At 53.8% G+C, this 15,885-nt stretch carries 17 protein-coding genes and 1 tRNA gene; 12 read left to right on the forward strand and 6 right to left on the reverse strand.

Annotated features, from left to right (window positions below; translation table 11 throughout):
* Positions 1-66 precede the first annotated feature (66 nt).
* The gene (gene bglA, locus CU081_RS08200) at positions 67-1,500 is read right to left on the reverse strand and encodes a 6-phospho-beta-glucosidase BglA (RefSeq protein WP_022651811.1); all 1,434 of its coding nucleotides are present in this window, start codon (positions 1,498-1,500) and stop codon (positions 67-69) included.
* Between the two features lie 116 nt (positions 1,501-1,616).
* Positions 1,617-2,348: a MurR/RpiR family transcriptional regulator gene (locus tag CU081_RS08205; RefSeq protein ID WP_003863431.1), complete on the reverse strand. Its 732-nt coding sequence runs from the start codon at positions 2,346-2,348 to the stop codon at positions 1,617-1,619.
* A gap of 266 nt (positions 2,349-2,614) precedes the next feature.
* On the opposite strand from CU081_RS08205, the gene trhA reads away from it, so the two are divergent.
* A complete protein-coding gene (gene trhA / locus CU081_RS08210) occupies positions 2,615-3,274 on the forward strand; it encodes a PAQR family membrane homeostasis protein TrhA (RefSeq protein WP_003863433.1) in 660 nt (219 codons plus the stop codon).
* 85 nt (positions 3,275-3,359) lie between these two features.
* On the opposite strand, the gene ygfZ is transcribed toward trhA, so the two are convergent.
* On the reverse strand, positions 3,360-4,340 hold the full coding sequence (gene ygfZ / locus CU081_RS08215; protein ID WP_003863435.1) for a tRNA-modifying protein YgfZ: 981 nt from the start codon (positions 4,338-4,340) through the stop codon (positions 3,360-3,362).
* Positions 4,341-4,634: 294 nt separating this feature from the next.
* Here ygfZ and sdhE point away from each other — a divergent pair, with 294 nt between their 5' ends.
* Both sdhE and CU081_RS08225 read left to right on the forward strand, forming a co-directional pair.
* Positions 4,635-4,901 (forward strand): FAD assembly factor SdhE, encoded by a 267-nt coding sequence (gene sdhE / locus CU081_RS08220; RefSeq protein ID WP_003863437.1) that lies wholly within the window; start codon positions 4,635-4,637, stop codon positions 4,899-4,901.
* Positions 4,882-5,292, forward strand: a complete 411-nt coding sequence (locus tag CU081_RS08225) for a protein YgfX (RefSeq protein WP_022649305.1) — start codon at positions 4,882-4,884, stop codon at positions 5,290-5,292. Before sdhE ends, CU081_RS08225 begins: the two co-directional genes overlap by 20 nt.
* 1 nt (position 5,293) lies before the next feature.
* Here the strand turns inward: CU081_RS08225 and fldB are convergent, their stop codons facing one another.
* Entirely contained in the window at positions 5,294-5,815 is a 522-nt protein-coding gene (gene fldB, locus CU081_RS08230) for a flavodoxin FldB (RefSeq protein ID WP_003863440.1), read from the reverse strand.
* Positions 5,816-5,916: 101 nt separating this feature from the next.
* On the opposite strand from fldB, the gene xerD reads away from it, so the two are divergent.
* From xerD to lysS, 5 genes are all read left to right on the forward strand, one after another.
* Positions 5,917-6,813: a site-specific tyrosine recombinase XerD gene (xerD, locus tag CU081_RS08235; RefSeq protein ID WP_022651809.1), complete on the forward strand. Its 897-nt coding sequence runs from the start codon at positions 5,917-5,919 to the stop codon at positions 6,811-6,813.
* A gap of 28 nt (positions 6,814-6,841) precedes the next feature.
* Positions 6,842-7,555 (forward strand): bifunctional protein-disulfide isomerase/oxidoreductase DsbC, encoded by a 714-nt coding sequence (gene dsbC, locus CU081_RS08240; protein ID WP_003863443.1) that lies wholly within the window; start codon positions 6,842-6,844, stop codon positions 7,553-7,555.
* Between the two features lie 5 nt (positions 7,556-7,560).
* On the forward strand, positions 7,561-9,294 hold the full coding sequence (gene recJ, locus CU081_RS08245) for a single-stranded-DNA-specific exonuclease RecJ (protein ID WP_022651808.1): 1,734 nt from the start codon (positions 7,561-7,563) through the stop codon (positions 9,292-9,294).
* A gap of 90 nt (positions 9,295-9,384) precedes the next feature.
* A protein-coding gene (prfB, locus tag CU081_RS08250) for a peptide chain release factor 2 (protein WP_096147815.1) occupies positions 9,385-10,483 on the forward strand; the annotation gives its coding sequence in 2 pieces (ribosomal slippage) (positions 9,385-9,459 and positions 9,461-10,483; 1,098 coding nt in all).
* Positions 10,484-10,492: 9 nt separating this feature from the next.
* Positions 10,493-12,010, forward strand: a complete 1,518-nt coding sequence (lysS, locus tag CU081_RS08255; RefSeq protein ID WP_003863452.1) for a lysine--tRNA ligase — start codon at positions 10,493-10,495, stop codon at positions 12,008-12,010.
* A gap of 48 nt (positions 12,011-12,058) precedes the next feature.
* Here the strand turns inward: lysS and idi are convergent, their stop codons facing one another.
* Positions 12,059-12,601: an isopentenyl-diphosphate Delta-isomerase gene (gene idi, locus CU081_RS08260; protein WP_003863454.1), complete on the reverse strand. Its 543-nt coding sequence runs from the start codon at positions 12,599-12,601 to the stop codon at positions 12,059-12,061.
* Positions 12,602-12,764: 163 nt separating this feature from the next.
* Between idi and actS the strand changes: the two genes are divergently transcribed.
* The 3 genes from actS (at position 12,765) to CU081_RS08275 (ending at position 14,494) form a co-directional block, all read left to right on the forward strand.
* Positions 12,765-13,505, forward strand: coding sequence for an amidase activator ActS (actS, locus tag CU081_RS08265; RefSeq protein WP_022651807.1), 741 nt, complete (start codon positions 12,765-12,767; stop codon positions 13,503-13,505).
* An 80-nt stretch (positions 13,506-13,585) separates the two neighbouring features.
* Positions 13,586-13,659 (forward strand) — tRNA-Gly (locus CU081_RS08270).
* Between the two features lie 520 nt (positions 13,660-14,179).
* Positions 14,180-14,494, forward strand: coding sequence for a hypothetical protein (locus CU081_RS08275; protein WP_003862882.1), 315 nt, complete (start codon positions 14,180-14,182; stop codon positions 14,492-14,494).
* On the opposite strand, the gene CU081_RS08280 is transcribed toward CU081_RS08275, so the two are convergent.
* On the reverse strand, positions 14,491-15,300 hold the full coding sequence (locus tag CU081_RS08280; RefSeq protein ID WP_003862880.1) for a DUF4225 domain-containing protein: 810 nt from the start codon (positions 15,298-15,300) through the stop codon (positions 14,491-14,493). The genes CU081_RS08275 and CU081_RS08280 overlap by 4 nt on opposite strands.
* A 412-nt stretch (positions 15,301-15,712) precedes the next feature.
* Between CU081_RS08280 and CU081_RS26240 the strand changes: the two genes are divergently transcribed.
* Positions 15,713-15,856 carry a hypothetical protein gene (locus CU081_RS26240; protein ID WP_015571788.1) on the forward strand — a complete coding sequence of 48 codons (144 nt, stop codon included), beginning with the start codon at positions 15,713-15,715 and terminating at the stop codon, positions 15,854-15,856.
* The last annotated feature ends 29 nt before the right edge of the window (positions 15,857-15,885 follow it).

Below are 15,885 nucleotides of genomic sequence, written 5' to 3' on the forward strand. Positions count from 1 at the left end.
AAAGCTGTAAAGAAGTGTCTGGAAGATAAGCGGTTTGCCCTCTCCGCTTGCAGAGAGGGCGAGCCATTACAGCGTTTCGCCGTTGCTGGCAATGACGGTTTTATACCACTCAAAGCTCTTCTTACGGGAGCGGGACATGTCACCGGTACCGTCGTCGTGCTTGTTGACGTAGATAAAGCCGTAGCGCTTGCTGTACTGGCCGGTGGTGAAGGAGACGCAGTCAATGCAGCCCCACGGGGTATAGCCCATCAGATCCACGCCGTCCCAGGTCACGGCCTTCATCATCTCTTCCACGTGGGCGCGCAGGTAGTCGATGCGGTAGTCATCGTTGATGCTGCCGTCCTCTTCCACTTTGTCGTAGGCGCCGAAACCATTTTCGACGATAAACAGCGGCTTCTGATAACGTTCGTACAGTTCACAAAGCGAATAGCGCAGGCCTACCGGATCAATCTGCCAGCCCCAGTCGGACGCCTTGACGTGTGGGTTCGGCACGCTGCCCTCGAAGCCGGAAATGGCGTCACCGGTGCCGCCTTCCGCTTTGACCGCGTTGGTCATGTAGTAGCTGAAACCTAAGTAGTCGCAGGTGCCCTCACGCAGGATCTGCTCGTCGCCCGCTTCCATCCTGATGGAGAACCCACGGCGCTCCCACTCGTTCAGCACGTAAGACGGGTAGTAGCCGCGCAGCTGCACGTCGGTAAAGACGTAGCGCTCGCGCATGGATTCCTGAGCAAACATGACGTCCTCTGGCTTGCAGGAGTAAGGATAGAGCGCCACCATCGCCAGCATGCAGCCGACTTTCATCTCCGGGTTAATGCGGCGTGCGGCTTTCACCGCCAGCGCGCTGGCCACGAACTGGTGGTGCAGCACCTGGTACATGGTCTCTTCCGGGTTGTCGTGCTCGGTATAGACCACGCCAGAGCAGCAGTAGCCGAACAGCGGCGCACGCCAGTTGCGCTGGTTGTTGATTTCGTTGAAGGTCATCCAGTATTTGACCTTATTTTTGTAGCGCTCAAATATTACTTCCGAGAAGCGCACAAAGAAATCGACCACTTTACGGTTGGTCCATCCGCCATATTCCTGAACGAGATGCAGCGGCATTTCAAAGTGGGAGAGGGTGATCACCGGCTCGATGTTGTACTTCAGCAGTTCATCGAACATGTCGTCGTAAAACTTCAGCCCCTCTTCGTTTGGCTGAGTTTCGTCGCCTTTCGGGAAGATGCGCGTCCAGGCGATGGAGGTACGGAAACATTTGAAGCCCATCTCGGCAAACAGCTTAATGTCTTCTTTGTAATGGCCATAGAAGTCGACGGCTTCGTGGTTCGGGTAATATTTGCCTTCAATCACTTCCTGCGTGATTTCACGCGGAACGCCGTGTGCGCCGCCGGTGAGCACGTCGCAGATGCTTGGCCCTTTGCCGCCTTTGTTCCAGCCGCCTTCAACCTGGTGCGCCGCCACCGCGCCGCCCCATAAAAAATCTTTCGGTAAGGTGAGTTTTTTCATCTTTGCTATTCTCAATTCAGGACTTATTGATTTCGAGTCTAGCAAAGCGGAATTAAATGTCACGATATAACAATTTGTGGAAATTGTAATTTGTCACATCAAAAAAACAGGATGTTTTATTCTGTTAATTTCTTCGCCAGTTTTCGGCCTAATGATTCCAGAATATAGATGACGGGAATTTGCGTGGTGATATCGTAAACGCCGCCAATACGCGTTTGCGGGACATGCCAGGAGAGGTTAAAGTCCGCCAGCTTTGCGAGACGAGAATGTTCATGGCTGGTGACGGAGAGCACCTTGCAGTGGTGCAGGCTGAACTGGCTGGCGAAGCGCAGGATCTCCTCGGTTTCGCCGGAGACGGAGAGTACAATGGCCAGCGCATTTTTAGCCATGTCGTTAGTGACCGGGAAATAAGGATCGTCGATATGGTTACTGAATTTGCCGATATTTGAAAAGAAACGTGCGCCATATTTTGCCAGCGATCCGGAGGTGCCCGCACCGACAAAAATAATTCGTTCAGATGATAAAATAATATCGACGGCTTTATCTAATAGCGCATCAAACTCTTCGTTATTTACGCTTTTAAAGAAGCTGATAATTTCACTGGCACCAAAATTCGCCTGCTGCGGCTCGTTCTGCTCCAGATAGAGTTTAAAGCGCACCCGAAATTCCGAGTAACCATCGCAGTTGAGCTTGCGGCAGAAGCGCAGGATAGTGGTAGTGGAAACGCCCACCGCATCCGCCAGCTCGCGGATGGTCATGTACATCACTTTATCGCGGTTCTTAATGACATAGTTGTAGACCATCATTTCCAGATTGTTGAGGCTGGCAATGGCGGAATGGCTGAACATACTCACAATGGCTAAACTCGCTGTCGGACACTATTCCTGAAGCATACCATGATGACGAAGGGCGGGAGACGGATTTATCTCCTTGATTACTCAGGTGTTAATAAAATCATTTACACCTGTGCGGTGGATTGCTTTTGCATTGTACTGATTTATAAGAATAAATCTTGATTATGGATTTATTTTAGCTAACAGGTGTTCACTGGAATCATTCTCAGTTAGCATAGACTGGCGATGAATAATCATCTTTTGTTTTCCCGGAGTTAAGTATGGTGAGCAGACCATTAATCGCACAGGGATATTCGCTGGCTGAGGAAGTAGCCAACAGTATAAGCCATGGCATTGGCCTGGTTTTTGGGATTGTCGGCTTAGTGTTATTGCTGGTACAGGCAGTGGATACCAACGCCAGCGCGATGGCCATTACCAGCTACAGCCTGTATGGCGGGAGTATGATCCTGCTTTTCCTTGCCTCAACGCTGTATCACGCGATTCCGCATCAACGGGCGAAGATATGGCTCAAGAAATTTGACCACTGCGCTATCTATCTTCTTATTGCGGGTACCTATACGCCGTTTTTGCTGGTGGGGCTCAACTCACCGCTGTCGCGTGGCCTGATGATTGTGATCTGGAGCCTGGCGCTGCTGGGGATCTTGTTTAAGCTGACCATTGCGCACCGGTTTAAAGTGTTGTCGCTGGTTACCTATCTGACAATGGGCTGGCTGTCGCTGATTGTGGTGTATCAGTTAGCCATTAAGCTGGCGGTGGGGGGCGTGACGCTTCTGGCGGTGGGCGGTGTGGTCTACTCGCTGGGCGTGATTTTCTACGTCTGCAAGCGTATTCCGTACAACCATGCCATCTGGCACGGCTTTGTGCTGGGCGGCAGCGTGTGTCACTTCCTGGCAATTTATCTGTATGTTGGGCAGGTGTAGTTTTTTTGTAAGGTGCGGTCTGATGCCCTCACCCCGACCCTCTCCCACAGGGAGAGGGTGAATATCAACACCGGGCGATACAGCATCAATCTTCCAGTGAATACGGCAGCGGCTCAATGCTGAGCGTGTTTGCATCATCACGCACGCGGAACACGCTGTCGGGCTCCATATCATTATTCATGACAACCTGCACCAGCAGGCGGCCATCATCGAGCTGGACGGCGGCTAACACGGTGCCGGTACGGCGCCAGTTTTCGCCCATCTTCATCTCAAGATCTTCACCCGCTTCCGGCACACGGCTGGCGTGACCAGCCAGCGTCCACAGGGCGCGTTTGTTCGCGCCGCGGAATTTCGCACGCGCCACCATTTCCTGACCGGTGTAGCAGCCCTTCTTAAAGCTGATACCACCCAGCGCCTGGATGTTTGTCGCCTGCGGGATAAACTGCGCGCTGTTTGCCGCGTCAATGACCGGCAGGCCCGCTTCGATGTTCAGCGCCAGCCACTGCTGGCTGTTGTTGAGCTGTGCTTCACCGCGCAGGGCGTCAGTGACGCGTTCCGCCGTTGCTTCGTCGGTTACCAGCAGGAAGCGCTCCGTCGGGTGCTCGAACCACAGAATGGAGGTCGCTCCCTCGCTGACCAGCTGTTTTTCAGCATCCGGTAGCTCGGCAAACAGGTTTTTCAGCGCTGCACGCGCCTGGAAACCCGCGACCCCCAGCAGAACGTGTTCATCGTCCGGGGCGATGGTGACTTTAGAAAAGACCGCGTATTTTTTTAGCTCTTTAAGCTGGGCGTCACGCAGGCTGCGGCGCTCAATAAAGGCGAATCCGTCCTGACGGCGGAACAGACGCAGGTTGCTCCACATTTTGCCTTTTGGATCGCAATGCGCGGCCAGCAGATGCTGGTGCTCAGTCAACTGCGCCACGTCCGCCGTGACCTGGCCTTGCAGGTATTTTTCGCTGTCCGCACCGGTCAGTGTCGCCAGTGCCCAGTCATCAAGAGTAATCAGCGTCAGCGGCAGACGCGCAGAGGCGGCGGGCTGGCGAGGAGAAAATGGTGTAAATGCCATAGTGATGTCCTGAATTGCTTAACGCTTTGATAATACCTAATGGTAAAAGAGACTGTATTCAATGCAAGCGCTTTCAGCAGGCCATTCGTGCCATTACGCGGTTATGCGTGGCGCTACGCAAAATAGTGTAATCCGCTGTCTTTATAAGGATTATTCAGGAAGCCTGCTCGAGGTTCGCAATATTCCAGTAAAGAAACGGTCAAAAACACGTTACACTAGCAGGTGTTCCCGGAGAGCAATAATGAATACCGAACGGGATACCGACTGTGCCAAACGTAATGCAGGAAACAGAACATGGATATTAACAACAAGGCCCGTATTCACTGGGCGTGCCGTCGCGGCATGCGTGAACTTGATATCTCCATCATGCCTTTCTTCGAGTATGAGTACGACAGCTTAAGCGATGACGATAAGCGCCTGTTTGTCCGTCTGCTTGAGTCTGACGATCCGGATTTATTCAACTGGCTGATGAATCACGGCAAGCCCGCCGACACCGAGTTGCAACGGATGGTGCAATTAATTCAAACACGGAATCAGGAACGTGGTCCTGTGGCAATCTGATCTTCGCGTCTCGTGGCGCTCACAGTGGATGTCCTTACTGCTCCACGGTCTGGTCGCGGCAATGGTGTTATTGGTGCCGTGGCCGCTAAGCTATACCCCTCTGTGGCTGCTTTTGCTGTCGTTTGTGGTGTTTGATAGCGTGCGCAGCCAGCGTCGAATCAACGCCCGTCAGGGTGAAATTAAGCTGCTGATGGATTCTCGCCTGCGCTGGCAGGGAAAAGAGTGGGAAATGATAGGGACGCCGTGGATGCTCAACACCGGGATGATGCTACGGCTGCGTCGGGTCGAGGATAACCGTCGCCAGCACCTGTGGCTGGCCGCAGACAGTATGGATCCCGCGGAGTGGCGGGATCTGCGCCGGCTAATCGTGCAACAGCCAACGCAGGAATAAATCAGCTAAACTGCTCGGCCATCTCACCCAGAATTTGTTCGCACCAGGTCTGGAGGCGCTCGTCGCTGAGATCGTACTGGTTGGTTTCATCCAGCGCGAGCCCGACAAACAGCTGGCCGTCGGCAATGACGGGTTTTGGGCTGGTGAACTCATAGCCTTCCGTAGGCCAGTAGCCGATAAACGTCGCGCCCTTTGGCGCCAGTTTGTCATGCAGCATGCCGAGCGCGTCGAGGAACCACTCCCCGTAGCCCAGCTGGTCGCCCATGCCGTACATCGCAATGATTTTGCCTTCAAAATTGACCGAATCGAGCTGATCCCAGATGGCTTCCCAGTCTTCCTGAATCTCACCAAAGTCCCAGGTAGGGATACCCAGAATCAGCACATCGTACTGCTCCATCAAGGCAACCGCGTCATCTTTCAGGTTATGCAACGTCACCAGTTCCGGGCCAATGATGTCACGAATTTTCTCCGCCGCCATTTCGGTGTAGCAGGTGCTGGAACCATAGAACAGACCAATATTCATCGCGTAACTATCTCAATTCTTGCTATGACTTTGCGCGTAGTGTACCAGAAACCGATGGCAATCAGGCATAATGGCCAGATTGCAGAACCAAAGGGGCTGATGTGGAAAAGGATCTCGCACTCATCGAACAGTTTCTCGACGCGCTGTGGCTGGAGAAAAACCTCGCTGAAAATACGCTCAGCGCCTATCGTCGGGATCTCACGCTGCTGGTCGAGTGGCTGGCGCATCGGGGGCTGACGCTTGAAAGCGCGCAAAGCGATGACCTGCAAGGGTTGCTGGCTGAGCGGATGGAAGGGGGGTACAAAGCCACCAGCTCCGCGCGTCTGCTGAGCGCCATGCGCCGCCTGTTCCAGCACCTGTACCGCGAGAAGATCCGCGCGGATGACCCCAGCGCACTGCTGGCATCGCCTAAACTGCCTCAGCGGCTGCCAAAAGATCTCAGCGAAGCACAAGTTGAGAGATTATTACAGTCGCCCGCAGTTGACCTTCCGCTGGAGTTACGCGATAAAGCCATGCTTGAACTATTGTATGCCACGGGCTTGCGCGTTTCCGAGCTGGTGGGCCTGACGATGAGCGATATCAGCCTGCGTCAGGGCGTGGTGCGCGTTATCGGTAAAGGGAACAAAGAAAGGCTGGTGCCGCTGGGTGAAGAGGCGGTCTACTGGCTGGAGACGTATCTGGAACACGGGCGTCCGTGGCTGCTGAACGGCGTCTCCATAGATGTATTGTTCCCGAGCCAGCGCGCGCAGCAGATGACGCGACAAACGTTCTGGCATCGCATTAAACATTACGCCACACTGGCGGGTATTGACAGTGAGAAGCTGTCGCCGCACGTTTTGCGTCACGCCTTCGCGACGCATCTGTTAAACCACGGCGCTGATTTACGCGTGGTGCAGATGTTGCTTGGACACAGCGATCTTTCAACGACGCAAATATACACCCATGTCGCGACGGAACGCCTGCGGCAGCTACACCAACAGCACCACTCTCGCGCGTGAGTGCCGACGAATTGTTACAGGAACATATATGAAAAAGTCTTTAGCGCTGTTCACCCTGCTGGCAGCTTCGGTTTCCGGTTTTGCCCATGCGGATGATGCCGCCATTAAACAGTCTCTGACGAAACTCGGCGTCGCCAGCAGCGAGATCCAGCCAGCGCCGGTGGCTGGCATGAAAACGGTGCTGACCAACAGCGGCGTGCTGTACGTGACCGAAGACGGTAAGCACATCATTCAGGGACCCATGTACGACGTGAGCGGCGCGCAGCCGGTGAACGTCACCAACCAGCTGCTGATGAAAAACCTGAACGCGCTCGAAAAAGAGATGATTGTCTACAAAGCGGCGCAGGAAAAGCACGTTATTACCGTCTTCACCGACATCACCTGCGGCTACTGCCACAAGCTGCATGAAGAGATGAAAGACTACAACGCGCTGGGCATTACCGTGCGTTACCTGGCTTTCCCACGTGCTGGCGTGCAGAGCCAGCCTGAGCAGGATATGAAAGCGATCTGGTGTGCGAAAGACCGCAACAAGGCCTTTGATGACGCGATGAACGGCAAAGGCGTGAAGCCCGCGTCCTGCGATATCGACATCGCTAACCATTACGCGCTGGGCGTACAGTTTGGCGTGAGCGGTACGCCAGCCATTGTGCTGAGTAACGGCTATGTGGTGCCGGGCTACCAGGGGCCAAAAGAGATGAAAGCGTTCCTCGACGAGCACCAGAAACAGATGGGTGGTAAATAATTCGCGTGAAAGCCCCGATAAAACTGCGCCGCCGCGATGCGGGTGAAACCGCGGATTTACCAGACACGCTTCCGCTGCTGCTAAAGCGGCTGTACGCCAGCCGTGGCGTGCGTACGGCAAGCGATCTTGAGCGCAGCGTCAAAGGCATGCTGCCCTGGCAAGCGCTGAGTGGCATCGAACAAGCGAGTGAAATGCTCTACGACGCGTTCCGGGAAGGCACGCGGATTGTCGTGGTGGGCGATTTCGATGCCGACGGCGCAACCAGTACCGCGCTGAGCGTGCTCAGCCTGCGTGCGCTGGGCTGTGATAACGTGACTTACCTGGTGCCGAACCGGTTTGAAGACGGCTACGGCCTCAGCCCGGAAGTGGTCGATCAGGCCCATGCCCGTGGCGCACAGATGATCATGACCGTGGATAACGGGATCTCTTCTCATGCGGGGGTCGATCATGCCCATGCGCTGGGGATCCCGGTACTGGTCACCGATCACCACCTGCCAGGAGAAACCCTGCCTGCCGCCGAAGCCATCATTAACCCGAACCTGCGCGACTGCGATTTCCCGTCGAAATCGCTGGCCGGAGTAGGGGTGGCGTTTTATCTGATGCTGGCGTTACGCACGTTGCTGCGTGATAAGGGCTGGTTCGAATCGCGCGGGATTGCCGTGCCGAACCTCGCGGAGTATCTCGATCTGGTGGCGCTGGGAACCGTGGCGGACGTGGTACCGCTCGATACCAATAACCGTATTCTCACCTGGCAGGGCTTAAGCCGCATTCGGGCAGGTAAATGCCGTCCGGGGATTAAGGCGCTGCTGGAAATTGCCAACCGCGATCCGCTGAAGCTCGCGGCAAGCGATTTGGGTTTTGCCCTCGGCCCGCGCCTGAACGCGGCGGGGCGGCTGGACGATATGTCGGTTGGCGTCGCGCTGCTGCTGTGTGACAACATCGGCGAAGCGCGCGTGCTGGCCAGTGAGCTGGACGCACTCAACCAGACCCGTAAAGAGATTGAGCAGGGGATGCAGGCCGAAGCACTGACCCTGTGCGAAAAGCTGGAGCGCAGCGGTGACACCCTGCCGGGCGGGCTGGCGATGTATCACCCCGAATGGCACCAGGGCGTGGTGGGCATTCTGGCGTCGCGTATTAAAGAGCGTTTCCACCGCCCGGTGATCGCGTTCGCCCCCGCCGGGGACGGCACGCTGAAAGGCTCCGGTCGTTCCATTCAGGGGCTGCATATGCGCGATGCGCTGGAGCGTCTGGATACGCTGCATCCGAACCTGATGATTAAGTTCGGCGGTCACGCGATGGCGGCAGGCCTGTCGCTGGAAGAGGCGAAGTTCGACGAGTTCCAGCGTCTGTTTGGCGAACTGGTCACCGAGTGGATCGATCCGGCTCTGTTGCAGGGTGAAGTGGTTTCTGACGGTGAGCTTTCACCGGCTGAAATGACCATGGAGGTGGCACAGATGCTGCGCGATGCCGGCCCGTGGGGGCAGATGTTCCCGGAGCCGCTTTTCGACGGACGTTTTCGTTTGCTGCAACAGCGCATCGTGGGCGAACGCCATCTCAAAGTGATGGTGGAACCGGTCGGCGGCGGACCGCTGCTCGACGGCATCGCCTTTAACGTTGATACCTCCATCTGGCCGGACAACGGCGTGCGCGAGGTTGAGCTGGCCTATAAGCTGGATATTAACGAGTTCCGCGGTAACCGCTCCCTTCAGATCATCATCGACAATATCTGGCCAATTTAGCGTCAGTAATCTCTATAAAAAAGGGCGTGGATTCGGTACAATCCCGCTCTTATCACCGCATTTTGACAAGCTCATAAAAGAAAACAGACCATGTTTGAAATTAATCCGGTAAAAAACCGCATTCAGGACCTCACGGAGCGCTCTGACGTTCTTAGGGGGTATCTTTGACTACGATGCCAAGAAAGAGCGTCTCGAAGAAGTAAACGCCGAGCTGGAACAGCCGGACGTCTGGAACGAACCTGAGCGCGCGCAGGCGCTGGGTAAAGAGCGTTCTTCCCTCGAAGCCATCGTAGATACGCTGGATCAAATGGCGCAGGGTCTGGAAGATGTTTCTGGGCTGCTGGAGCTGGCTGTCGAAGCCGACGACGAAGAAACCTTTAACGAAGCCGTGGCAGAGCTCGACGTGCTGGAAGAGAAGCTGGCGCAGCTGGAATTCCGTCGCATGTTCTCCGGCGAATACGATAGCGCTGACTGCTATCTCGATATTCAGGCAGGTTCTGGCGGTACCGAAGCACAGGACTGGGCGAGCATGCTGATGCGCATGTACCTGCGCTGGGCGGAAGCGCGCGGTTTCAAAACCGAGATTATCGAAGAATCCGAAGGTGAAGTGGCGGGTATCAAATCCGTCACTATCAAGATTATTGGCGATTACGCCTACGGCTGGCTACGTACTGAAACCGGCGTTCACCGCCTGGTGCGTAAGAGCCCGTTCGATTCCGGCGGCCGTCGTCACACCTCCTTCAGCTCCGCGTTTGTCTACCCGGAAGTGGATGAAGATATCGATATCGACATCAACCCGGCGGACCTGCGTATCGACGTTTACCGCGCATCCGGCGCGGGTGGTCAGCACGTTAACCGTACGGAATCTGCGGTGCGTATTACCCACATTCCAACCGGGCTGGTAACACAGTGCCAGAACGACCGTTCCCAGCATAAGAACAAAGACCAGGCCATGAAGCAGATGAAAGCGAAGCTTTATGAGCTGGAGATGCAGAAGAAAAATGCTGAGAAGCAGGCGATGGAAGACAACAAGTCCGATATCGGCTGGGGCAGCCAGATCCGTTCTTACGTCCTTGATGACTCCCGCATCAAAGACCTGCGCACCGGGGTTGAAACCCGTAACACGCAGGCGGTGCTGGACGGCAGCCTGGACCAATTTATCGAAGCAAGTTTGAAAGCAGGGTTATGAGGAACCAACATGTCTGAACAACAAGCACAGGGCGCTGACGCGGTAGTCGATCTTAACAACGAACTGAAAACCCGCCGCGAGAAGCTGGCAGCGCTGCGCGAGCAGGGCGTGCCGTTCCCGAACGATTTTCGTCGTGACCACACCTCAGACCAACTGCACGCAGACTTCGACGGTAAAGAGAACGAAGAGCTGGAAGCGCTGAACGTTGAAGTGTCCGTGGCGGGCCGCATGATGACCCGTCGTATCATGGGTAAAGCGTCCTTCGTGACCTTACAGGACGTTGGCGGCCGCATTCAGCTGTACGTCTCTCGTGACGACCTGCCGGAAGGCATCTACAACGAGCAGTTCAAGAAGTGGGACCTGGGCGACATCCTGGGCGCTAAAGGTAAACTGTTCAAAACCAAGACCGGTGAACTGTCTATCCACTGCACCGAGCTGCGTCTGCTGACCAAAGCCCTGCGCCCGCTGCCGGACAAGTTCCACGGTTTGCAGGATCAGGAAGCGCGCTATCGTCAGCGTTACCTGGATCTCATCTCTAACGATGAGTCCCGTAAGACCTTCAAAATTCGCTCCCAGATCATGGCCGGCATTCGCCAGTTCATGGTTAACCGCGACTTTATGGAAGTAGAAACCCCGATGATGCAGGTGATCCCAGGTGGAGCCTCCGCTCGTCCGTTCATCACCCATCACAACGCCCTGGACCTGGACATGTACCTGCGTATCGCGCCGGAACTGTACCTGAAGCGTCTGGTGGTCGGCGGTTTTGACCGCGTGTTTGAGATCAACCGTAACTTCCGTAACGAAGGTATCTCCGTACGTCATAACCCAGAGTTCACCATGATGGAACTCTATATGGCCTATGCGGATTACAAAGATCTGATCGAGCTGACCGAATCCCTGTTCCGCACCCTGGCGCAGGACATTCTGGGCACCACCCAGGTACCTTACGGTGAAGAGGTGTTCGACTTCGGCAAGCCGTTCGAAAAACTGACCATGCGCGAAGCGATCAAGAAATACCGTCCTGAAACCAATATGGCGGATCTGGATAACTTCGACTCTGCGAAAGCGATCGCTGAAAGCATCGGTATTAAGGTTGAGAAGAGCTGGGGTCTGGGCCGTATCGTGACCGAGATCTTCGAAGAAGTGGCCGAAGCGCACCTGATTCAGCCTACCTTCATCACCGAATACCCGGCGGAAGTGTCTCCGCTGGCGCGTCGTAATGACGAGAACCCGGAAATCACTGACCGCTTCGAATTCTTCATTGGTGGCCGCGAAATCGGTAACGGCTTTAGCGAGCTGAACGATGCAGAAGATCAGGCGCAGCGCTTCCAGGATCAGGTTAACGCGAAAGCCGCAGGCGATGACGAAGCGATGTTCTTCGACGAAGACTACGTGACCGCGCTGGAGCACGGCCTGCCGCCGACGGCTGGCCTGGGTATTGGTATCGACCGTATGGTGATGCTGTTCACCAACAGCCACACCATTCGCGACGTGATCCTGTTCCCGGCGATGCGTCCGGTGAAATAAGCCGTTAAGACGTAAAAAAAGCCCCGTGCGTTTATCGCCGGGGCTTTTTTATTGCGCCGCGAAGGCGCTGAGTTTTTCACGCGCAGTGTTCGCTTCTTGCACCATCCACGGGCTAAATGCCCACGGTGTGGCGTCCAGCGCGCGGAATAGCGCGTCCAGCTCCACCCACTGATATTCCATCACTTCATCGTCATTGATTGCGAGGGTATTCGTTACGCGGGCGGCATAGACCGGGCAGATTTCGTTTTCAACGATCCCTGACGGGTCGGCTTCACGGTAGCGGAACTCCGGGGCAATGGGGGTGATGTCTGTGATTTCGGCGCCGACTTCAAAGCGGCAGCGGCGGATAATCGCCTGCTCTGTCGCTTCGTCGGCCTGTGGATGACCGCAAACGGAGTTGGTCCATACGCCGGGCCAGGCTTTTTTACTTAAGGCGCGACGGGTGATCAGACATTCTCCGTTAGCGTTAAACAGCCATGAAGAGAAGGCCAGGTGTAGCGGGGTGTGTGACGTGTGCGCGGCGTACTTCTCCTGAGTGCCAATCACTTTTCCCTGGTCATTTACCAAAATAACGTGTTCTTGAATACTCATTGATGCTCCAGTGCCAAAATGCTTAATGGTTCAGCACCATCAGCGGAATTATTATACTGCATTCTTATGCGAACGGTTTGGCCCACAGAGCGGAAAAGGGCATGACCCGCATCAGTTTGGGCTGCTATCATAGTGCGCCATTCACGCTGACCGAGGAGCTGTTTTGTTTGCAGGAAGCCTGACGAGAAACCCGATCATTGCCGTTTTCTGCCTGACGCTGACGCTACTTGTAGCAGGATGCTCGGGGAGTAAATCTTCGGATATGGGCAGTTATTCCGGTGCAGTCTATACCGTTAAGCGCGGGGACACGCTCTACCGCATCTCACGCGCCACGGGAACCAGCGTGAAGGAGCTGGCGCGCCTGAATAATATTTCTCCACCGTATACTATTGAGGTAGGGCAGAAGCTCAAGGTTAACGGCGGTTCTTCCTCAGGGAAAAAGTCCTCAACGCGTAAAACAGCCAAAGTCACGCCATCCTATCAGGTGCCTAAATCATCCTGGCCGCCGGTCGGTCAGCGCTGCTGGATCTGGCCTGCAAGCGGAAAAGTGGTTGCGCCGTACTCGCTCTCGGAAGGTGGCAATAAAGGTATTGATATCGCTGCCGCACGCGGCACGCCGGTTTACGCTTCAGGGGCCGGGAAGGTGGTCTATGTCGGTAACCAGCTTCGTGGATACGGTAACCTGATCATGATTAAGCATGGTGAGGACTACATTACTGCTTATGCGCATAACGACACGATGCTGGTCAATAACGGGCAGAACGTGAAGGCGGGGCAGAAGATTGCGACCATGGGCAGTACCGGGACGGATACGGTGAAGCTGCACTTCCAGATCCGCTATAAGGCCACAGCCATCGATCCGCAGCGTTATCTTCCGGCGCAGGGCAGTAAGCCGAAGTGCTAAGTGATTATTTAATCGCCACTTAGTGGGGTAAAAGCTTGTATGAAGAGGCGTAAGGTCTATAATGCCTTACGCACCTCAAAGCGGGCGTAGTTCAATGGTAGAACGAGAGCTTCCCAAGCTCTATACGAGGGTTCGATTCCCTTCGCCCGCTCCAGTCTCCTCATAAATTAACAAGTTATAATTTATCAGTTAGTTACTTTGCTCCGCTTTAGCAGGTAAAACTAAAACTACCCAATGTTCTATGCCCGTATCTGGCGTCGCGTGACAGGGTCTGTAGTACAAGGAAACATATCATCCACGCTGGCGGTGGTTCCAGTTTCTTACCGCGACAGCACAACAACGAACTAAAAGCCGCATATCTGGCATAACTCCCGAAAACAGGTTTATGGTGATAACGTACCTACAAACGACATGTAGGATCTATCAGCGTTTCAGCCACGCTCCCGCAAGGGTACACGGTTATCCTGATAAGGTGTGATCCCTCTGACAGTCTGATGTTGTCGCCTAACGGCTCCACTTGTTGCTGTATCACCAACGGGGCTTTATGGCTTCTATTGTCTGAAATCTGATTCATTGGACAAACATCATGTGGATTGCTGTAAAGTTCATCAGTATGATTGCTTGCACAATCAGCGATTGGGAAAACACTTCTGGGAGATAAGGGACGAGACGATATGAAAGTGACTGATGAGGCTTTGTTACGTTCAGGGTTTACGCAGCCCGAATTGCAGAAGATAAAAAGCAACATTGAAAAATATGGAGGAACGCTTGGAGAGGCCATAAATGACCTCGCTAGGCGATTTGTTACCTTGGCGGGAGTGGTGGCTGTGTGTGCCTTAATCCTACTGCTACTTATCGTCTTCAGCTCACCTGATAGAGCAGTTGCATGGGGGCTGGCGATGATCTTTGGGGTTGCCATTATGTCCTTCGCGCAGCCGCCGGTAATTTCCTATAAATCCTGGCGTTACCGAAAAACTATCAAGGATTAACTGGTTCCATTTTCGGTTGTCAATAGATCGAAAATCACTTTTGCTTTAACACCATAACCGACAATCTTCATTGTTAGCTTAGGAGTGCTCATTGTGCTGACTTTGCGATAGTAATCGTGTGGAAGCCAGCGAAATAATCTCCAGGCTCCAGTTTTTCGAGCGAGTCCTACAATGCTGTACACACTGGCACCGAGAGTAACACCATTATAGAGAGCCAAGCCCGTGTTAGGATTAAATCCCATGAACTGGGCCGTATGCATCGCGGAGTCAGCAATGATACCTTGCGAGGGTTTATGTCCTTCTGGCTGATCAAAGTTGAGCACTTCTTTCGTTAATCCGTTCATTCCATCGGCAATCAGGACTGCCCCAGCCAGCATACCAATCGGCCCCATAGTGGATAACATCATAAAGCCACCAAAGAGAACCACGCCTGATAGCACCACGTTTACGGCGGATATAACATAACCGACGATTTTATTATTTTCCTTAACAAACTCGACCTTCGCGTAAAGCTGTGCGGCTCTGGTTCTTAACAGGCGTTCTTGTTCGTGTAGATTATCTGTTTCAGCACGCAGATTTTTGATGCATGCAATGCATTCTTCATCGGTTTTAGCTCGTCGTGCTGTTTCAAATTCTTTATCTACAACCTGTTTTATCTCTTCGACAAACTTGATACGTGTAAGACCATCTTGCAAATAGAATGCTGACAGCCGGTTTGCTGTTTCGACGAGTTTCCGGGCCTCTAGATTCACCATGGTATCTGACCATGTTCTGTTCCAGCCCCTGTTAAGCAACGCAATATCCATTAAAGACTCCTTCCCAAAATGTGTCTGGTCATTTTAGGTGCAATAAGGTCGAAGACCATAGGAAATACTTTCACAACCCACCCCCGTGGGTGTCCCGTCTCTTTATCCTCCCAGTTTACTTCCTCCTGCTTAAAATATCCCCGGCTCTATTATAGATCCGCTGAGTGGAACGATTAACCGCCTAATAATTTCACTGGATCTGCATGAAATATTCTGGTGTTGCCACTGCGTCACACCGCTTTGCTTACGTTGCAATTTGCCTCGCTTTATTGCAACAGGCACAAAGCTCTCTTTTCGTAGTAAAAAGCCTTCTTTTGCTAAACAAGGAATCACCCATGGCATAACACGCTAAGTTGCACATTTCCTGTACCCTGGATACCCTGAGATTAATCCTAATAACTCAAGGGTGAGTATGGCTACCGGGAAGAGAAAGAACCAAAAGGAATCACCTGAAGAAGAGTTAGATCGCTTGCTGGATGAGCTTGAACTCACAGAGGAGCAACGGGAGTTTATCGAATCCATGCGGGAGGATAAGGGCGATCCCAGTAGTGAGTAACGCTTGCCTTCAGCCGAACGAATACGAAT

Source organism: Enterobacter sp. CRENT-193 (assembly GCF_002787395.1).
Lineage (GTDB): Bacteria > Pseudomonadota > Gammaproteobacteria > Enterobacterales > Enterobacteriaceae > Enterobacter > Enterobacter hormaechei_C.